The organism is Mycobacterium sp. ELW1, assembly GCF_008329905.1.
Taxonomy (GTDB): Bacteria; Actinomycetota; Actinomycetes; order Mycobacteriales; family Mycobacteriaceae; genus Mycobacterium.
This window is the reverse complement of sequence record NZ_CP032155.1, coordinates 4,986,724-5,003,530: the sequence shown is the minus strand read 5'-3', so window position 1 is coordinate 5,003,530 and position 16,807 is coordinate 4,986,724. Positions and strand designations below refer to the sequence as shown.

Annotated in this window: 15 protein-coding genes and 2 pseudogenes; 12 read left to right on the top strand and 5 right to left on the bottom strand. The window is 67.2% G+C overall.

Annotated features, from left to right (window positions below; genetic code table 11):
• The first annotated feature begins 40 nt into the window (after positions 1 to 40).
• Positions 41 to 832, top strand: a complete 792-nt coding sequence (locus D3H54_RS23815; protein ID WP_210419763.1) for an enoyl-CoA hydratase/isomerase family protein — start codon at positions 41 to 43, stop codon at positions 830 to 832.
• Here D3H54_RS23815 and D3H54_RS23810 read toward each other — a convergent pair.
• A complete protein-coding gene (locus D3H54_RS23810) occupies positions 829 to 1,701 on the bottom strand; it encodes an LLM class flavin-dependent oxidoreductase (RefSeq protein WP_149381745.1) in 873 nt (290 codons plus the stop codon). The genes D3H54_RS23815 and D3H54_RS23810 overlap by 4 nt on opposite strands.
• A gap of 219 nt (positions 1,702 to 1,920) precedes the next feature.
• Between D3H54_RS23810 and D3H54_RS23805 the strand changes: the two genes are divergently transcribed.
• On the top strand, positions 1,921 to 2,307 hold the full coding sequence (locus tag D3H54_RS23805; RefSeq protein WP_286198991.1) for a helix-turn-helix transcriptional regulator: 387 nt from the start codon (positions 1,921 to 1,923) through the stop codon (positions 2,305 to 2,307).
• 32 nt (positions 2,308 to 2,339) lie between these two features.
• On the opposite strand, the gene D3H54_RS23800 is transcribed toward D3H54_RS23805, so the two are convergent.
• Positions 2,340 to 2,798: a DUF2231 domain-containing protein gene (locus tag D3H54_RS23800; RefSeq protein ID WP_149381743.1), complete on the bottom strand. Its 459-nt coding sequence runs from the start codon at positions 2,796 to 2,798 to the stop codon at positions 2,340 to 2,342.
• Between the two features lie 40 nt (positions 2,799 to 2,838).
• Between D3H54_RS23800 and D3H54_RS23795 the strand changes: the two genes are divergently transcribed.
• From D3H54_RS23795 to D3H54_RS23775, 6 genes and pseudogenes are all read left to right on the top strand, one after another.
• The gene (locus D3H54_RS23795; RefSeq protein WP_149381741.1) at positions 2,839 to 4,002 is read left to right on the top strand and encodes an MFS transporter; all 1,164 of its coding nucleotides are present in this window, start codon (positions 2,839 to 2,841) and stop codon (positions 4,000 to 4,002) included.
• 9 nt (positions 4,003 to 4,011) lie between these two features.
• On the top strand, positions 4,012 to 4,746 hold the full coding sequence (gene cobF / locus D3H54_RS23790) for a precorrin-6A synthase (deacetylating) (RefSeq protein WP_149381739.1): 735 nt from the start codon (positions 4,012 to 4,014) through the stop codon (positions 4,744 to 4,746).
• A gap of 30 nt (positions 4,747 to 4,776) precedes the next feature.
• Positions 4,777 to 5,169, top strand: a complete 393-nt coding sequence (locus D3H54_RS23785) for a phage holin family protein (protein WP_149381737.1) — start codon at positions 4,777 to 4,779, stop codon at positions 5,167 to 5,169.
• Positions 5,170 to 5,178: 9 nt separating this feature from the next.
• Positions 5,179 to 5,421, top strand: a pseudogene (locus D3H54_RS31925) (DNA-formamidopyrimidine glycosylase family protein); the annotation flags it as partial.
• A gap of 153 nt (positions 5,422 to 5,574) precedes the next feature.
• Positions 5,575 to 6,042, top strand: a complete 468-nt coding sequence (locus tag D3H54_RS31920) for a zinc finger domain-containing protein (RefSeq protein ID WP_286199321.1) — start codon at positions 5,575 to 5,577, stop codon at positions 6,040 to 6,042.
• Between the two features lie 37 nt (positions 6,043 to 6,079).
• Complete coding sequence (locus tag D3H54_RS23775) at positions 6,080 to 6,829, top strand: SDR family oxidoreductase (RefSeq protein WP_149381733.1); 750 nt, start codon at positions 6,080 to 6,082, stop codon at positions 6,827 to 6,829.
• Here D3H54_RS23775 and pgi read toward each other — a convergent pair.
• Complete coding sequence (gene pgi, locus D3H54_RS23770; RefSeq protein WP_149381731.1) at positions 6,826 to 8,475, bottom strand: glucose-6-phosphate isomerase; 1,650 nt, start codon at positions 8,473 to 8,475, stop codon at positions 6,826 to 6,828. The two genes, D3H54_RS23775 and pgi, sit on opposite strands and share 4 nt — an antisense overlap.
• Before the next feature lie 50 nt (positions 8,476 to 8,525).
• Here pgi and D3H54_RS23765 point away from each other — a divergent pair, with 50 nt between their 5' ends.
• On the top strand, positions 8,526 to 9,983 hold the full coding sequence (locus tag D3H54_RS23765; protein ID WP_149381729.1) for an NAD-dependent succinate-semialdehyde dehydrogenase: 1,458 nt from the start codon (positions 8,526 to 8,528) through the stop codon (positions 9,981 to 9,983).
• A gap of 57 nt (positions 9,984 to 10,040) precedes the next feature.
• Positions 10,041 to 10,205 carry a hypothetical protein gene (locus tag D3H54_RS31315; protein ID WP_168214953.1) on the top strand — a complete coding sequence of 55 codons (165 nt, stop codon included), beginning with the start codon at positions 10,041 to 10,043 and terminating at the stop codon, positions 10,203 to 10,205.
• A 3-nt stretch (positions 10,206 to 10,208) separates the two neighbouring features.
• Here the strand turns inward: D3H54_RS31315 and D3H54_RS23760 are convergent, their stop codons facing one another.
• The gene (locus tag D3H54_RS23760) at positions 10,209 to 11,780 is read right to left on the bottom strand and encodes an acyl-CoA synthetase (protein ID WP_149383709.1); all 1,572 of its coding nucleotides are present in this window, start codon (positions 11,778 to 11,780) and stop codon (positions 10,209 to 10,211) included.
• A gap of 125 nt (positions 11,781 to 11,905) precedes the next feature.
• Between D3H54_RS23760 and D3H54_RS23755 the strand changes: the two genes are divergently transcribed.
• On the top strand, positions 11,906 to 13,930 hold the full coding sequence (locus D3H54_RS23755) for an SGNH/GDSL hydrolase family protein (RefSeq protein WP_149381727.1): 2,025 nt from the start codon (positions 11,906 to 11,908) through the stop codon (positions 13,928 to 13,930).
• Between the two features lie 6 nt (positions 13,931 to 13,936).
• Here D3H54_RS23755 and D3H54_RS23750 read toward each other — a convergent pair.
• A pseudogene (locus D3H54_RS23750) lies at positions 13,937 to 14,244 on the bottom strand (chorismate mutase).
• 209 nt (positions 14,245 to 14,453) lie between these two features.
• Between D3H54_RS23750 and pcrA the strand changes: the two are divergent.
• Positions 14,454 to 16,796, top strand: a complete 2,343-nt coding sequence (pcrA, locus tag D3H54_RS23740; protein WP_149381723.1) for a DNA helicase PcrA — start codon at positions 14,454 to 14,456, stop codon at positions 16,794 to 16,796.
• Positions 16,797 to 16,807 lie beyond the last annotated feature (11 nt).

Here is a 16,807-nt window from a genome sequence, read left to right as displayed (position 1 = left end):
CCGCTCCTGCGGCACCGCTAACGTGCAGCACATGGCTGCGGTGGAATTCGAAGAGCTCGAAGACGGAATTGCTCAGGTCACGTTGAATCGGCCGAATCTCCTCAACGCGATCGACGGTGCCTTGATGGACGGGGTGGACGACGCCCTTGACCAGCTGAGTTCGTGGAAGTACCGGGTTGCGATCCTCACCGGGGCGGGCCGGGGATTCTGCGCGGGCGCCGATCTCAGCGGCACCGGCAAGCCGTGGACCGAGCCGGCCGCCGCGGAATTCAAGACGACCTACGACGCCCAGGTGCGCCTCGCCGACCAGCTGACCCGGCTCTACGAGCTGCCCATCCCCGTGGTCGCGGCGGTCAACGGGGTGGCCGTGGGTGGGGGACTGGCCTACGCACTGCACTGCGACATCCGGATCGCGTCGAACACCGCCCGCTTCGGTTCGGTGTTCATCAAGGCGGGGTTCTCGTCGCTGGACATGGGCACGAGTTACCTGTTACCGAAGATCGTCGGCGCGGGTGCGGCCCGGGAGATGATGCTGACCGGACGGATCATCGACGCGGATGAGGCCTACCGGATCGGGCTGGCACACGAGGTGGTCGCCGAGGATGCGCTCGCCGGCTCGGCCCTGGCGATGGCCCGCAGCATCGCCGCGAACAACGCCTTCGGCGTCTGGCAGACCAAAACCGGTCTGAATGCGGCCCTGGATGCGCCAAGTCTGCGGCACGCCAAGGAGATCGAGAACCGTACGCAAATCCTGACCGGGTTCACCAACAACCCGCGTGAGGCCGCGATGGCGCACCGCGAGAAGCGGGCGCCGAACTGGGATGCGCTCTAGCGGTTGACTTTTGCGATCACTCGTTCGGCGAACATCTCGAGATTGCGGATCTTGTCGTCCAGCGGCTCGGTGTCGGGTCCCTTGATGTAGGGAAGCCGGAACCCGACCATCACGTCGGTGATTCCCTTGTCCTCCAGGCGTTTCACGCCGTCGACGGTGAACGCGTCGAGTGAGATCACGTGGATTTCGAAAGGCCGGTCAGCCGTGCCTTCTTCTTCCCGATACCGGTTGAGCTTAACCAACAGGTCATCGAGGTCATCGGTGCCGCCACCGTGCATCCAGCCGTCGTTGCGGGCGGCCCGGCGCAGTGCGGCGTCGGCATGCCCGCCGATCAGGATGGGCAGAGGTTCGGACGGCGCCGGCGTCATCTTGGTCTTGGGGATGTCGTAGAACTCGCCGTGGAATTCGAAGTAGTCCCCGCTGGTGAGGCCCCGGATGATCTCGATGCATTCGTCCATCCGCTTGCCCCGCTTGGCGAACGGCACGCCCATCAGTTCGTAGTCCTCCGGCCACGGACTCGTTCCGACTCCGAGTCCGACGCGGTTTCCGATCAGCGCGGCCAGCGAGCCGGCCTGCTTGGCCACCAGGGCCGGCGGGCGGATCGGCAGTTTGAGCACGAAGAAGTTGAACTTGAGCCGTTCGGTGACGGCGCCCAGTGCCGCGGTGAGCAGGAACGTCTCGATGAACGGCTTGCCGTCCAGGAACTCCCGGTTGCCGTCCGGGGTGTACGGATAGGTGGAGTCCGACTCGTACGGATAGGCGATGCTGTCCGGAATCGTCATTCCGTCGTACCCGGCGGCCTCGACGGCCCTGGCGAGCGGGATGTAGAAGGACGGATCGATCATCGCCTCGGCGTAGGTGAATCGCATGCGGCGATAGTAGAACGTGTTCTACCTGTTGTGGTCGGAGATCCTGATGGTCGGGAAGTGAACGCCGCTGATTTCGCGCCTGCTCGGAGTACTCTCGACCAGACGAGCTGAGCCCACGCTCATTCATGATCATCTAAAACGCGCACCACGCGAACTGCGGTTCTCGGGGGCTCACGCGTTCATGGGAAGTCAGGAAGAACGATCACCGCTCGTATCGCTGTGCTCCCGCAGCACACCACCTGCACCACCGCCGACGCCAAACACGTCGAGCACCCGCAGGTCTGCGCCCCGGTGGTGCGTCAGGCGATCGACGTCATCCAGGCCAACTGTGCACGGGACATCTCGATGGCCGATATCGCCGCCGCCATCAACGTCACCCCCAGAGCCGTGCAGTACATGTTCCGGCGGCACCTGGACACCACCCCGATGGCATATCTGCGCCGGATCCGCCTGGACCGCGCGCACCGGGATCTTCTGGCCGCGGACCCGTCCCACGACACGGTGTCGGCTATCGCCACCCGCTGGGGCTTCGCTCATACCGGCCGGTTCAGCCAGGTCTACCGCGCCGAATTCGGCGAATCGCCCAGCGTCACTCTGCACGGCTGACCGGTGTCAGGTGCGGCCGAACTCCCTGTGGGTCAGGCTCTTTGGCCCCAGGTTGCCTGCGCGCCTGAGTCGCCGATGCGGTAGACCTGAACGATCGTCGCGACGCCGACCACCACCACGAACACCGCGATGACGGCCGCGAAGACCGTCGACAGCTCGCGTCCCCGGGCGGCGCTGACATGCACGACCGCCAACAACACCGCCCCCACCAGCAGCGCCAGCGAGAAGAAGATCATCGTGTCGCCCAGTTCGGTGTGAGTGTGAACGATGGGCGACCGCCCGACCTGGTGCTCGAGCCACTCGCCGGCTTCGGTGGTCAGCGGGGTCAACACCGTGACCATCAACGACAACGCGAGCACCAGCCACACCAGGCGTTGCCGGGCCGCGGGCCACACCGCACACAGGATGGCCAAGACCGCGGTCAGCGGCGCGAGAACCACGATGAAATGGACGAACAGGACATGAGCAGGCAGGCCGTTGAACGTCGACACGGCCGAATACTACTGCGCAGGTGGTACATAATCGGCCCTAATGACTGCGTGGCTGACCCGCAATGTGCGGGTGCTCTCGGCGGTGTCGTTTCTGCAGGACGCCGCGAGTGAACTGCTCTACCCGCTGCTTCCGATCTATCTGACCGCGGTGCTGGGCGCGCCGCCCTCGGTCGTGGGTGCCATCGAGGGTGCCGCGGAGGGTGCCGCGTCGATGACCAAGCTCGCGGTGGGACCACTCGGTGACCGGTTCGCCAAACGGCCTTTGATCGCAACGGGATACGGGATGGCCGCATTGGGCAAGGTGATCATCGCCGTCGCCGGCGCCTGGCCCGGTGTGCTCGCCGGCCGTGTGGTCGACCGCCTCGGCAAGGGGATTCGGGGCGCGCCGCGCGACGCACTCCTGGTGGAGGGAATCGATAAACCGCTGCGCGGCAGGGTGTTTGGGTTCCACCGTGCGATGGACACCCTGGGTGCAGTGGTCGGGCCGCTGCTGGGTCTGGCGGGCTACGAGCTACTCGATCACCACATTGCGCCGCTGCTCTACATCGCGATCGTGCCCGCGGTGCTGTCCGTGCTGTTGGTCGTGCTGGTTCGCGAACCCCGGCGCACCGAGCCTCGGGTCGCGCGGCCGCCGATCTTCGCAGGGTTGCGCGAACTGCCGCGCAGGTACTGGCGGGTGACCGCGCTGCTGGTCGGTTTCGGCGTGGTCAACTTCCCCGACGCGTTACTGCTGTTGCGGCTCAACGAAATCGGCTTCGGGGTTGTGCAGGTAATCCTTGCCTACGTCGGCTACAACCTGGTGTATGCGCTGGGCAGTTTCCCGGCGGGTGTACTGGCCGACCGGTTGCCGCGTTCGGCGGTGTTCGGCTTCGGGCTGGTCTTCTTCGCCGTCGGCTACATCGGGCTCGGGCTGACCACCGATTCCGTTGCGGCGTGGCTGCTGATCGCGTCGTACGGAATGTTCACCGCATGTACCGACGGCGTCGGCAAGGCCTGGATCTCCTCGCTGGTCGGCGGCGACCGGCAGGCCAGTGCGCAGGGAGTGTTCCAGGGCGCCACCGGTTTCGCGGTGCTGGCCGCGGGATTGTGGGCCGGGTTCCTGTGGGGCGGCGACGGCCGGCTGCCCTTACTGATCTCCGGCGCGGTGGGCGCATGTTTTGCGGTTGCGCTGCTGGCTCCGCCGGCGTTGCGTCGCTTTCGTTAGGCTGCCCCGGTGCGCACCATCCACGTCATCGGTATCGGAGCCGGCGACCCCGATTACGTGACATCGCAGGCGATCCGCGCGCTCAACCACACCGACGTGTTCTTCGCGATGGACAAGGGCGAGGCGAAAAGCGACCTCGTCGCCCTGCGGCGCGAGATCTGCGCGAGGTTCATCGACGAGCCGGGCTACCGCTTCGTCGAACTACCCGACCCGAAACGCGCGGCCGACGGCGACTACACCCAGGCCGTCGCCGACTGGCATTCCGCCCGCGCCGAGCTGTGGGCCGGAGCCATCGAAACCGAGCTCGGCCCCGACGGCGTCGGCGCCTTCCTGGCGTGGGGGGACCCGTCGCTCTACGACAGCACCCTGCGGATCCTCGATGAGGTCGCCCGGCACGTCGATTTCGACTACGACGTCATCCCCGGCGTCACCGCGATCCAGGCGCTGACGGCGCGGCACCGGATCCCGCTCAACGACGTGGGTGAACCCGTGCTGATCACCACCGGGCGGCAACTGCGTCAGACCGGGCTGACCGGTTCGGCCGTGGTGATGCTCGACGGCGACTGCGCCTTCCTCGGCTGCCCGCCGCAGACCCGGATCTGGTGGGGCGCCTACCTCGGCACCGGGGACGAACTGTTGATGTCGGGCACCGTCGGCGACGTCGGCGAGCGCATCGCCGCAGTGCGTGCCGAGGCTCGCGCGCAACACGGCTGGATCATGGACACATATCTCTTGCGGGCCTAGTTGTCGGGCGAAGTCTGCGAGAATCCCCGCATGGGACCGTTCCTCCTTCGCGCCGCGGTGACCGGGCTTGCGCTGTGGGTCGTGACGCTGATCGTGCCCGGAATCCACTTCGTCGGCGGTGACACCACACTGCAGCGGGCCGGCATCGTTCTGGTCGTCGCGATCGTCTTCGGCGTGGTGAACGCGATCATCAAACCCGTCGTGCAGATCTTGTCGATACCGCTGTACATCCTCACGCTCGGCCTCTTTCACGTCGTGATCAATGCGCTGATGTTGTGGACCACGGCATGGATCACCGACCACACCACGCACTGGGGACTGCAGATCGACCAGTTCTGGTGGACCGCCATCTGGGCGGCGATCGCGCTGTCGATCGTGGGGTGGCTGTTCTCGCTTCCGCTGCGTGACGCCGACCGCCGCTAACCTGAACGTATGCCCGAACTGCCCGAAGTCGAGGCCCTCGCCGACCATCTGCGTCGGCACGCGGTCGGCCAGACGGTCGGGCGCGTCGACATCGCGGCGCTCTCGGTGCTGAAGACGTTCGATCCGCCGCCGACGGCGCTGCACGGACAACCCGTGACGGGCGCGGCGCGCTGGGGCAAGTACCTCGGCATGCACGCCGGCGGGCTGTGGCTGATCACCCACCTGTCCAGGGCGGGTTGGCTGAAGTGGAGCGACAAGCTCGCGGCCGCGCCGCTGAAACCGGGTAAGGGCCCGATCGGCCTGCGGGTACACCTCGGAACGCCCGGCGAGGCCCCCGGTTTCGACCTGACCGAGGCCGGCACCCAGAAGCGACTCGCGGTGTGGATCGTCGACGACCCGGCCACGGTGCCCGGCATCGCAACACTGGGACCCGACGCGCTGGAGATCGGCCCCGAACAGCTCGCGGACATTCTGAAGCCGCACACTGGGCGGATCAAGACGGTGATCACCGACCAGAAGGTGATCGCCGGAATCGGCAACGCCTACAGCGACGAGATCCTGCACGTCGCGAAACTGTCGCCGTTCGCGACGGCCAACAAGCTCACCGCCGCACAACTCGGCGCCCTGCACGACGCGATGATCACCGTGCTGACCGACGCCGTGCAGCGGTCGGTGGGGCAGCAGGCGGCAACCCTGAAGGGGGAGAAGCGATCCGGACTACGGGTCCATGCCCGCACGGGGTTGCCTTGCCCGGTGTGCGGAGACACGGTGCGTGAGGTGTCCTTCGTCGACAAGTCGTTTCAGTACTGCCCGACGTGTCAGACCGGAGGCAAGGTGCTGGCCGATCGGCGGATGTCGAAGCTGCTGAAGTAGCGTCCGGCGGGCAGGACCCGGGGAATAGGGTGGGCCGGTGACTCGGCAGAAGATCCTCATCACCGGGGCGAGTTCCGGACTCGGGGCCGGAATGGCCCGCTCGTTCGCGGCCAAAGGCCGCGATCTGGCGTTGTGCGCGCGCCGTCTGGATCGCCTCGACGAGCTGAAGGCCGAACTGAGCGGGCGACACCCGAACATCACGGTTGCCGTCGCGGCGCTCGACGTCGACGACCACGACCGGGTGCCCGAAGTGTTCGCCGAACTCTCCGATCAACTCGGCGGCATAGATCGGGTCATCGTCAACGCCGGGATCGGCAAGGGCGCCCCGCTCGGCTCCGGCAAGTTATGGGCCAACAAGGCCACCATCGAGACCAACCTGGTCTCCGCGCTGGTGCAGATCGAAGCCGCGCTGGCGATGTTCAGGGCAGCGGGCGCGGGGCATCTGGTGCTGATGTCGAGTGTGATGGGCAACCGCGGCGTTCCCGGCGTCAAGGCCGCCTACGCGGCGAGCAAGGCCGGGCTGAGTTCGCTGGGTGAGTCATTGCGTGCCGAATATGCTTCCGGCCCAATCAGAGTCACCGTCATCGAACCCGGCTACATCGAGTCGGAGATGACCGCGAAATCGAAGACCACCATGTTGATGGTCGACACCGACACCGGCGTGCGCCAGATCGTCGCGGCCATCGAGCGGGAACCCGGGCGGGCGGTCGTGCCCGGGTGGCCGTGGATTCCGCTGGTGGCGCTGATGAAGGTCGTGCCGACCCGGTTCACCAAACTGTTCGCCTAGCGGGTTCGGCCCCTTTCGGTCCGATAACGCCGCACCAGCTCATCGGTCGAGCTGTCGGTCTGCTCGGGCGGTGAGCCGTCGCTGGTGATCACCCCGAGCAGCGCCTTCGCCTGAGTCTTGCCCAGTTCGACGCCCCACTGGTCGAACGAGTCGATACCCCAGATCACGCCTTCGGTGAAGACCTGATGCTCGTAGAGCGCGATCAGCTGGCCCACGACCGACGGGGTCAACCGGTCCGCCAGGATCGACGTGCTCGGCCGGTTGCCCGGCATCACCTTGTGCGGAACGACATTGGCCGGGGTGCCCTCGGCCGCGATCTCCTCGGCGGTCTTGCCGAACGCCAGCACCTGGGTCTGGGCGAAGAAGTTGCTCATCAGCAGGTCGTGCATGCTGCCCGACCCGTCGGCGGTCGGCAGATCGTCGGTGGGCTGGGAGAACCCGATGAAGTCGGCGGGCACCAGCCGGGTGCCCTGGTGCAGCAGTTGGTAGAACGCGTGCTGGCCGTTGGTTCCCGGTTCGCCCCAGAAGATCTCGCCGGTCTGAGTCGTTACAGGGGTCCCGTCCGATTTGACCGATTTGCCGTTGGACTCCATCGTCAGCTGCTGCAGGTACGCAGCGAACCGGGACAGGTCATTCGAGTACGGCAGCACCGCGCGGGTCTCGGCGCCGAAGAAGTCCGAATACCACAGGCCGATCAGTCCGAGCAGTGCCGGCGCATTGGATTCCAAAGGCGCAGTGGCGAAGTGGCGGTCGACGATGTGGAAACCGGACAGGAAGTCGGCGAACGCCTCCCGGCCGATCACCGCCATCACCGACAGGCCGATCGCCGAATCCACCGAGTAGCGGCCGCCCACCCAGTCCCAGAAGCCGAACATGTTGGCGGTGTTGATGCCGAACTCGTCGACCAGCTTCTTGTTCGTGGAGACAGCCACGAAGTGCTTCGACACCGCGGCGTCGCCGAGCGCGTCGGTGAGCCAGCGACGCGCTGCGGTGGCGTTGGTCAACGTCTCCAGCGTCGAGAACGTCTTGGATGCGACGATGAAAAGCGTTGTGGCAGGGTCGAGTCCGTCGAGCTTGGCGACCAGGTCCGCCGGGTCGACGTTGGACACGAACCGCGCCGAGATACCGGCATCGGCGTAGTGTCGCAACGCCTGATACACCATCACCGGGCCCAGATCCGAGCCGCCGATGCCGATGTTGACGACGGTCTTGATCCGCTCGCCGGTGGCGCCGGTCCACTCGCCGTTGCGCAACCGGTCGGTGAAGTCGCCCATCGCGTCGAGCACCTGGTGCACGTCGGCGACCACGTTCTGGCCGTCGACCTCCAGCGTGGCGTCGCGCGGCAGCCGCAGTGCGGTGTGCAGCACCGCGCGGTCCTCGGAGGTGTTGATGTGCTGGCCGGACAGCATGGCGTCGCGGCGCTCTTCGAGGTTGGCGGCGCGGGCGAGATCGACCAGCAGCGACAGTGTCTCCCGGGTGACGCGGTGCTTGCTGTAGTCGATGTAGAGGTCGCCGACGGTCAGGGTGAGCTCGCGGCCGCGGGCGGGATCTTCGTGGAAAAACTCACGGAGGTGCTTCCCGGCGATCTGGTCGTGGTGGCGACTCAGCGCGTTCCATTCAGGCGTGGCGGAAATGTCTCCAGTCATTCGTTCGACCCTAGTGTGACGAGGTGACCAAAGGTGTACATGATGGAGGTATGAGCACCCCAGACATTGAACGGCTGTTGTCGTCGGTTCCCACTGGTTTGTGGATCGGCGGAGAAGAGCGGCCGGGGTCGTCCACCTTCGAGGTCTTCGACCCGTCGAACGACAAGGTCATCGCGACGGTGGCCGACGCGACCGCCGAGGACGCCGTCGCCGCGCTCGATGCCGCATGTGCGGTGCAGACGCAGTGGGCAGCCACCCCGGCGCGGGATCGTGGGGAGATCCTGCGTTCGGTGTTCGAGACGATCATCGACCGCGCCGACGATCTCGCTGCGCTGATGACCCTGGAGATGGGCAAGGTCGTCGCCGAGAGCATGGGTGAGGTCAAGTACGGCGCCGAATTCTTCCGCTGGTTCGCCGAGGAGGCGGTGCGCATCGGCGGCCGGTACACCCCGTCGCCGGCCGGGAACGGTCGGATCATCGTCACCAAGCAACCCGTGGGCCCCTGTTACGCGATCACGCCGTGGAACTTCCCGCTGGCCATGGGAACCCGCAAGATCGGGCCCGCCTTCGCGGCCGGCTGCACCATGATCATCAAGCCGGCCCAGGAGACCCCGCTGACCATGCTGCTGCTGGCCAAGCTGATGGCCGAGGCCGGTCTGCCCGAGGGTGTGCTCTCGATCCTGCCCACGAGCCGGCCCGGTGAAGTCACCAAGGCGCTGATCGACGACGGCCGGCTGCGCAAGCTGACCTTCACCGGCTCCACCGGCGTAGGCAAAGCGTTGGTCGCGCAGTCGGCGGACAAACTGCTGCGCACCTCGATGGAGTTGGGCGGCAACGCGCCCTTCGTGGTCTTCGACGACGCCGACGTCGACGCCGCGGTCGACGGAGCGATGCTGGCCAAGATGCGCAACGGCGGCGAAGCCTGCACCGCGGCCAACCGCATCCACGTCGCCAACGCGGTGATCGAGGAATTCACCGACAAGTTCGTCAAGCGCATGGCCGAGGTCAACCTGGGCAACGGGCTGGACCCGTCGAGCAAGCTGGGTCCGCTGATCAACACCAAGCAGCTGAACAAGGTTCAGGAACTCGTCAACGACGCCGTCGACAAGGGGGCGAAGGTCGCGCTCGGCGGCGAGGCCCCGGGTGGCCCCGGCAACTTCTACCCGGCCACCGTCCTCACCGACATCCCGCCGACCGCGCGAATCCTCACCGAGGAGGTGTTCGGGCCCGTCGCGCCGATCATCGGCTTCGACACCGAGGAGGACGGCGTCGCCGCGGCCAACAACACCGAATACGGACTGGCGGCCTACATCTACACCGAGTCGCTGGACCGGGCGCTGCGGGTCGCCGAGGCGATCGAGTCCGGCATGGTCGGGGTGAACCGGGGCGTGATCTCGGACCCGGCCGCGCCGTTCGGTGGCGTCAAGGAATCCGGCTTCGGGCGCGAGGGCGGTATCGAAGGCATCGACGAATACCTGGACACCAAGTACATCGCGCTGACGAAGTAGTGCTAACTGTGGCGCGCTTCACGCTTGCAATTGCAAGCACGGGGTAATTAAGGCGCCATGAAGATCAGGAGTTCGCAGGCTCCCGTGCGCCGAGGGGTGTCTGAGCTCGTCACCGCGCAGCTGTCCGGCGCAGTCGCCGGCCTGATGCTGGCCCTCGATCAGCTGCTCCCTGAGGCGCCGCAGCGCCCAAAGATCGTCGATCGGGACATGACGCGCTGTTGAGGCTCAGCTGACCGAGCGCTGCGATGCGTTCCAATACTTGGCTCGCAGTTCTCGTTTGAGGACTTTGCCTGCCGCCGACACCGGCAGTGCGTCGACGACCTCGACGCTGCGGGGGACCTTGTAGCTGCCGATGAGCGTCTTGCAGAACTCCCGCAGATCCTCAGCCAGTGCGACGTGGTCGGCGTGTTGGCCGGCGGCCAGCACCACCACGGCGTGCACCCGCTCACCCCACCGTTCGTCGGGAACGCCGATGACCGCGCACGTCGCGACAGCGGGGTGACGCGCCAGCGCGTTCTCGACCTCGACGGAGTATACGTTCTCCCCGCCGGACACGATCATGTCCTTGATGCGGTCGACGACGAACACATAGCCGCGTTCGTCCAGGTAGCCGGCGTCGCCGGTGTGCATCCACCCGCCCTTCAGGGCGGCAGCAGTCTCCTCGGGCCTGCCCCAGTACCCGGCCATCACGTGGCCCCCGCGCACCGTGATCTCACCGACTTCCCCCGGGGGCAGCTCGGTGTCGTCCTCGCCGACGATGCGGATCTCCGAGTGCGGTGCGGCGCGCCCACCGGACCGGCGCAGGGTCGGGTCGTGGTGGTCCTGCGGCGCCAGCAGGGTGGCGACGGGCGAGACCTCGGTCATGCCGTAGGCCTGCACGAACGACGCGGTGGGCAGTCGCACCGCGGCACGTTCGAGCAGCGCGGCCGAGATCGGCGATCCGCCGTAGAGCACCGCCTGCAGGCTTCTGGTGTCATGGTCGCCCAGCGCAGGGTCGTCGACCAGCATCTGCACCATCGTCGGCACCAGCAGCAGGTCGGTGATGGGGTGAGCCTGCACGGCCTCGAGCACCCAGTCCGGCCGGAACGCCGGTATGAAGACGTGGGTGCCGCCCCGGCAGACCTGGGCCAGCCAGATCGCCAGGTCCGCGAGGTGGAACATCGGCGCGGCATGCAGCAGCGGCCCGCCCGAGGTCAGGAACAACCCGGACGCCAAGCACCCCAACGCCGAGGTCATCAGGTTGTCGTGGGTCAGCATGACGCCCTTCGGGTGACCGCTGGTGCCGCCGGTGTAGAACAACCCCGCCAGATCCGGGCCGCAGCGATGCGCGTCGGGCACCGGGTCTCCTGCTGCCACCAGCTCCTCGTAGCTGCGCAGTCCGTCCGGCGCGGCGCCGTCGCCGCAATGGATGACGTTCACCAAACCACTTGACTGCGAACGTAACTCGGGAAGCAACGGCAGGAAGGTGTCGTCGATCAACAGTGTGCGGGTGTCGGAGTCGCGCAGGCTGTAGGCGATCTCCGCGGCGCTCCAGCGGATGTTGATCGGGTTGAGCACGGCACCGGCCCACGGCGTCGCGAGCAGGTACTCCGAATAGCGATCGGAATTCAGCGACAGGATGCCGATGCGATCACCCTCCGCGACCCCCAGCGACTGAAAGGCGCCGGCCAGCCGGGCCACCCGGTCGGCCACATCGGCGACACTGCGGACGCGCCCGGCGCAGATCGTCATCGTGTCGTGCGGCGCGGCGCGCAGCGCCCGATGCAGGCCCTGTGTCAGATACATGCCGGCGGTCATAGTCACCCCGGCAGAAGTGTATGCCGGGCGCCGCAAGGAATTGACGTGAACGACCGCGCGCCTGCGCTGATCAGCCGTGCTTGCGAACTAGATTTCACAGCACTGAAGAACTAGGAGGGCATGGTGTGACGGCGCGCTTCTTTGCGCAAAGTCCTTGGGTTGATCCCGTCTCGCAACCGAGCCAACTGCGCAGGCCACGGCCCCGCGGCTCGGGAATTCCTGCGCTGAACGGGATCCGCGGGGTCGCCGTCGCCCTGGTTCTGATCGGACACAGCGGAATCCCCGGTGTCGCAGGCGGATTCATCGGCGTCGACGTCTTCTTCGTGCTCAGCGGCTTCCTCATCACCTCGCTGCTGCTCGACGAGATCGGCCGCACCGGCCGGCTCGACCTCGGCGCGTTCTGGGTACGACGTGTCCGCCGGCTGCTGCCCGCCCTGCTGTTGATGGTGCTGGCGGTCATCGCCGCACGCCTGCTGTTCCCACCCGACGCCGTCAGCGGCCTGCGCAATGACGCGGTCGCCGCGTTCCTGTGGATGGCGAACTGGGCGTTCGTGTCGCACCAGACCGACTACTTCAGCCAGGGCGCTCCGCCGTCACCGCTGCAACACACCTGGTCGCTGGGCGTCGAGGAGCAGTACTACCTGATCTGGCCGGTGCTCATCGCGGCGGTGGCGGTGCTGCTGGCCGTGATCGCCCGCCGTCTCAAGAAGACCCCGACCATCACCGCGGTCCGGTGGGCTGTGTTGGCCCTCGCCCTCATCGGAACGGCGGCATCGGCCACCGAGGCGATCCTGATGGCCGACGACGACTCGCTCAACCGCGTCTACTTCGGCACCGACACCCGCGCGCAGGCGCTGTTGATCGGGGCCGCGGCCGCCGCACTGCTGGTACGGGACTGGCCGGCGATGATGGCGGGCTGGCCGCTGATCCGGTCGCGGTGGGGCCGCTGGCTGGCCGGGGGAATTCCGGTGGCCGGCGTGGCCGTCCTGGCCGCGATCACGCACGTCGCGACCGGCAGCGCCGCCGAATTCCGCAACGGCCTGCTGATCGTCGTCGCCGTGGCCGCGGTCGCGGTGATCGCAGGCGTCGCCCTCGAACAGAACGGCCCGGTGGCGTGGGTGCTGGCCACCCCACCGCTGGTGGCGCTCGGCGTCGTCTCCTACGGCGTGTACCTCTGGCACTGGCCGGTGTTCCTGGTGCTCACCGGGGAGCGGACGGGCTGGACCGGATACCCGCTGTTCGCCGCCCGCTGCGCGATCACGCTGCTCGCCGCGGTCGCATCGTGGTGGCTCATCGAACGACCCGTCCGGCGCTGGCGACCCGTGCACGTCCCCCAGCTCCGGCTCGCCGCCGCGACGATGGCCACGGCCGTCGCCGTCGCCGTCGTCGTCGTGCCGGTGGGAACCCGCATCGATGCGTCGAGCCCCGACATCGCCCAGGCCGCGCTGGTCTCCCCGGTCGAGACCGTGCGCCTGGCCGCGCCGGTGCAGGCAGGCCCGCGCCCACACACCGTGTCGGTGTTCGGCGACTCCATCGGGTGGACGATGATGCGCTATCTGCCACCCACGCCCGGCATCAGCTTCCTGGACCGCACCACGATCGGCTGCGGCCTGGTCCGAGGCGGGCCGTACCGCTACTCCGGGCAGAGCCTGGAACAAAAGCCGGAATGCGATGCCTGGCCGGAACGCTGGGCGCAGCGGATCGGCCACGACCGGCCCGATGTGGTGCTGATGATGATCGGGCGCTGGGAGGTGGTGGACCGCAAATGGAATGGCAATTGGGCCCACATCGGCCAGCCCGATTACGACAAGTACCTGGAGAGCGAACTGCGGCACGCGCTCGACATCCTCGGCTCCACCGGGGCGCTGGTGGTGGTGGCGACCGAGCCGTACAGCCGGCACGGCGAGCAGACGAACGGCAACCTGTACCCCGAGGATCAGCCCAGCCGGGTCGACCAGTGGAATGCCTTGCTGCGCAGGGTGGTAGCCGATCGCAAGAACGTCACCGTGCTCGACCTGAACAAGAAGCTCGCGCCGAACGGCACCTACACCAACAAGATCAACGGTGTGCAGGTCCGCATCGACGGCGTGCACCCCACGCCCAACGCGGTCAAGTGGATGACCCCGTGGCTGCTGGACGCAGTGCGCTAGCTGCGCTCAGGAATGCCCGAGCCGGCCGCGGCCCATGCGCAGCAGCAGCATCGCCAGATCCTTGCCGTCCTGGCCCAGCTCGCTGTAGCGCTCGATGACCTTCATCTCGCGGCTGTGCACCAGCCGGGTGCCGCCGGAGGCCATCCGGGCCCGGCCGATCGCCTGGGACACCTCGGTGCGGCGCTTGACCGCCGCCAGGATCGTGGCGTCGAGCTGGTCGATCTCGCCGCGCAGGCTGTCGATGTTGTTCTCGGCTTCAGGAACCATTTCCAGAGTCATCGCTTCGTTCTCCTCGTGTGTGGGTCTGGTCTCATTCGATCCCGGGCCTCACACAAGAGACGAGCCCCGGGTCCGGATGCGGACCGCGGGGCTCTCGGGTTGAGCAGCTAGATACCCACGGGCACCGCGGACCGGTACCCGTAGAAAAATCGACGCTGCGGAGAAAGCACGTTGTCGAGTGTGCCACTCCGAAGCCCGGCTTCGCAAAAAAACTGTCGCCATACAGCGGTAAGTTGGGTCAGACATGACTGTGCACGTGACGGATTACAAACCCCCGGCCGATGCGGCCGAACTCCTCGAGGGCCTCAACCCCCAGCAGCGCCAGGCGGTGCTGCACGAGGGGCCCCCGTTGTTGATCGTGGCGGGCGCCGGCTCGGGCAAGACGGCGGTCCTCACCCGGCGGATCGCCTACCTGCTGGCGGCCCGCGACGTCGGGCCGGGCCAGGTGCTGGCGATCACCTTCACCAACAAAGCCGCGGCCGAGATGCGTGAGCGGGTGGTCACGCTGGTGGGCCCGCGGGCGCGGAACATGTGGGTGTCGACGTTCCACTCGACCTGTGTGCGGATCCTGCGCAACCAGGCCTCGCTGCTGCCGGGGCTGAACTCGAACTTCTCGATCTACGACGCCGACGATTCGCGGCGCCTGCTGCTGATGATCGCCAAGGACATGGGCCTGGACACCAAGCGGTACACGCCGCGACTGCTGTCCAACGCGATCTCGAACCTGAAGAACGAACTGATCGTGCCGGAGGATGCGGTCGCCGCGCTCGAGCCCGGGTCCGACGACCTGGCCCGCACGGTGGCCAGCGTCTACGGCGAATACCAGCGACGGCTGCGCGCGGCGAACGCGCTGGACTTCGACGACCTGATCGGTGAGACCGTCGCCGTCCTGCAGAACTTCCCGCAGATCGCCCAGTACTACCGCAGGCGGTTCCGGCACGTCCTGGTCGACGAATACCAGGACACCAACCACGCCCAGTACGTGCTGGTGCGCGAGCTCGTCGGCGTCACCGCCCCCGATACCGACACCGTGCCGCCCAGCGAGCTGTGCGTGGTCGGCGACGCCGACCAGTCGATCTACGCGTTCCGCGGCGCGACGATCCGCAACATCGAGGATTTCGAGCGCGACTTCCCCAACGCCACCACGATCCTGCTCGAGCAGAACTACCGGTCCACCCAGAACATCCTGACGGCGGCCAACTCCGTCATCTCCCGCAACGCCAACCGCCGCGAGAAGCGGCTGTGGACCGACGAGGGTGACGGGGAGCTGATCGTCGGCTACGTCGCCGACAACGAGCATGACGAGGCCAGATTCGTCGCAAGCGAGATCGATGCACTCGCCGATCGCGGCGGGTTCTCGTACAACGACTTCGCGGTGTTCTACCGGACCAACAACTCATCGCGCTCGTTGGAAGAGGTGTTCATCCGCGCCGGCATCCCGTACAAGGTCGTCGGCGGCGTTCGGTTCTACGAGCGCAAGGAGATTCGCGACATCGTCGCCTACCTGCGGGTGCTGGACAACCCCGGCGACGCCGTCAGCCTGCGGCGCATCCTGAACACCCCGCGCCGCGGTATCGGCGACCGCGCCGAGGCCTGCGTCGCGGTGTACGCCGAGAACACCGGCAGCACTTTCGCCGACGCGCTGACCGCTGCGGCGGCCGGCAAGGTACCAATGCTGAACACCCGCTCGGAGAAGGCGATCGCGAGCTTCGTCAAACTGCTCGACGATCTGCGCGGCAAGCTCGGCGACGAGCTCGGGGATCTGGTCGAGGCGGTGCTGGACCGCACCGGTTACCGCAGCGAATTGGAATCCTCCAGCGACCCGCAGGATCTGGCCCGGCTGGACAACCTCAACGAATTGGTCAGCGTCGCACACGAATTCAGCATCGATCGGGCCAACGCGGCCGCGTTGGCGGCAGAAGAGGGGGACGCCGGCACCGACCTCGATGAGGACGTGCCCCAGACCGGCATACTCGCCGAGTTCCTGGAACGGGTGTCGCTGGTGGCCGACTCCGACGAGTTGCCCGAGCACGGCTCCGGGGTGGTCACGATGATGACCCTGCACACCGCCAAGGGCCTGGAGTTCCCGGTCGTCTTCGTCACCGGCTGGGAGGACGGCATGTTCCCGCACATGCGGGCGCTGGGGGATCCGGCTGAGCTTTCCGAAGAGCGTCGGCTGGCCTATGTGGGCATAACTCGTGCCCGCCAACGGCTGTACCTCAGCCGCGCGAAGGTGCGCTCCTCGTGGGGGCAGCCGATGCTGAACCCCGAATCCCGGTTCCTGCGGGAGATTCCGGAGCATCTGCTCGACTGGCGCCGCACCGATCCGGCGCCGTCCTACAGTGCGCCGGTCAGCGGTGCGGGCCGATTCGGCACTCCGCGACCGTCACCGACGCGGCCTGCCGGCGGAGGTAAGCGTGCGCTGGTGGTCCTCGCACCCGGTGACCGGGTCAACCACGACAAGTACGGTCTCGGCCGCGTCGAGGAGGTCTCCGGGATGGGGGAGTCGGCGATGTCGCTGATCGACTTCGGCAGCGCCGGCCGGGTGAAGCTGATGCACAACCACGCACCCATCCAGAAACTCTGACCGCGGCCGTG

Bases quoted from the DNA above. Each gene is read 5' to 3' on its own strand.
- D3H54_RS23810 (WP_149381745.1), bottom strand. From the start codon at position 1,701: ATGCGATTCACCTACGCCGAGGCGATGATCGATCCGTCCTTCTACATC.
- D3H54_RS23795 (WP_149381741.1), top strand. From the start codon at position 2,839: ATGACTGCGTGGCTGACCCGCAATGTGCGGGTGCTCTCGGCGGTGTCG.
- D3H54_RS23785 (WP_149381737.1), top strand. From the start codon at position 4,777: ATGGGACCGTTCCTCCTTCGCGCCGCGGTGACCGGGCTTGCGCTGTGG.
- pgi (WP_149381731.1), bottom strand. From the start codon at position 8,475: ATGACTGGAGACATTTCCGCCACGCCTGAATGGAACGCGCTGAGTCGC.
- D3H54_RS23765 (WP_149381729.1), top strand. From the start codon at position 8,526: ATGAGCACCCCAGACATTGAACGGCTGTTGTCGTCGGTTCCCACTGGT.
- D3H54_RS31315 (WP_168214953.1), top strand. From the start codon at position 10,041: ATGAAGATCAGGAGTTCGCAGGCTCCCGTGCGCCGAGGGGTGTCTGAG.
- D3H54_RS23760 (WP_149383709.1), bottom strand. From the start codon at position 11,780: ATGACCGCCGGCATGTATCTGACACAGGGCCTGCATCGGGCGCTGCGC.
- pcrA (WP_149381723.1), top strand. From the start codon at position 14,454: ATGACTGTGCACGTGACGGATTACAAACCCCCGGCCGATGCGGCCGAA.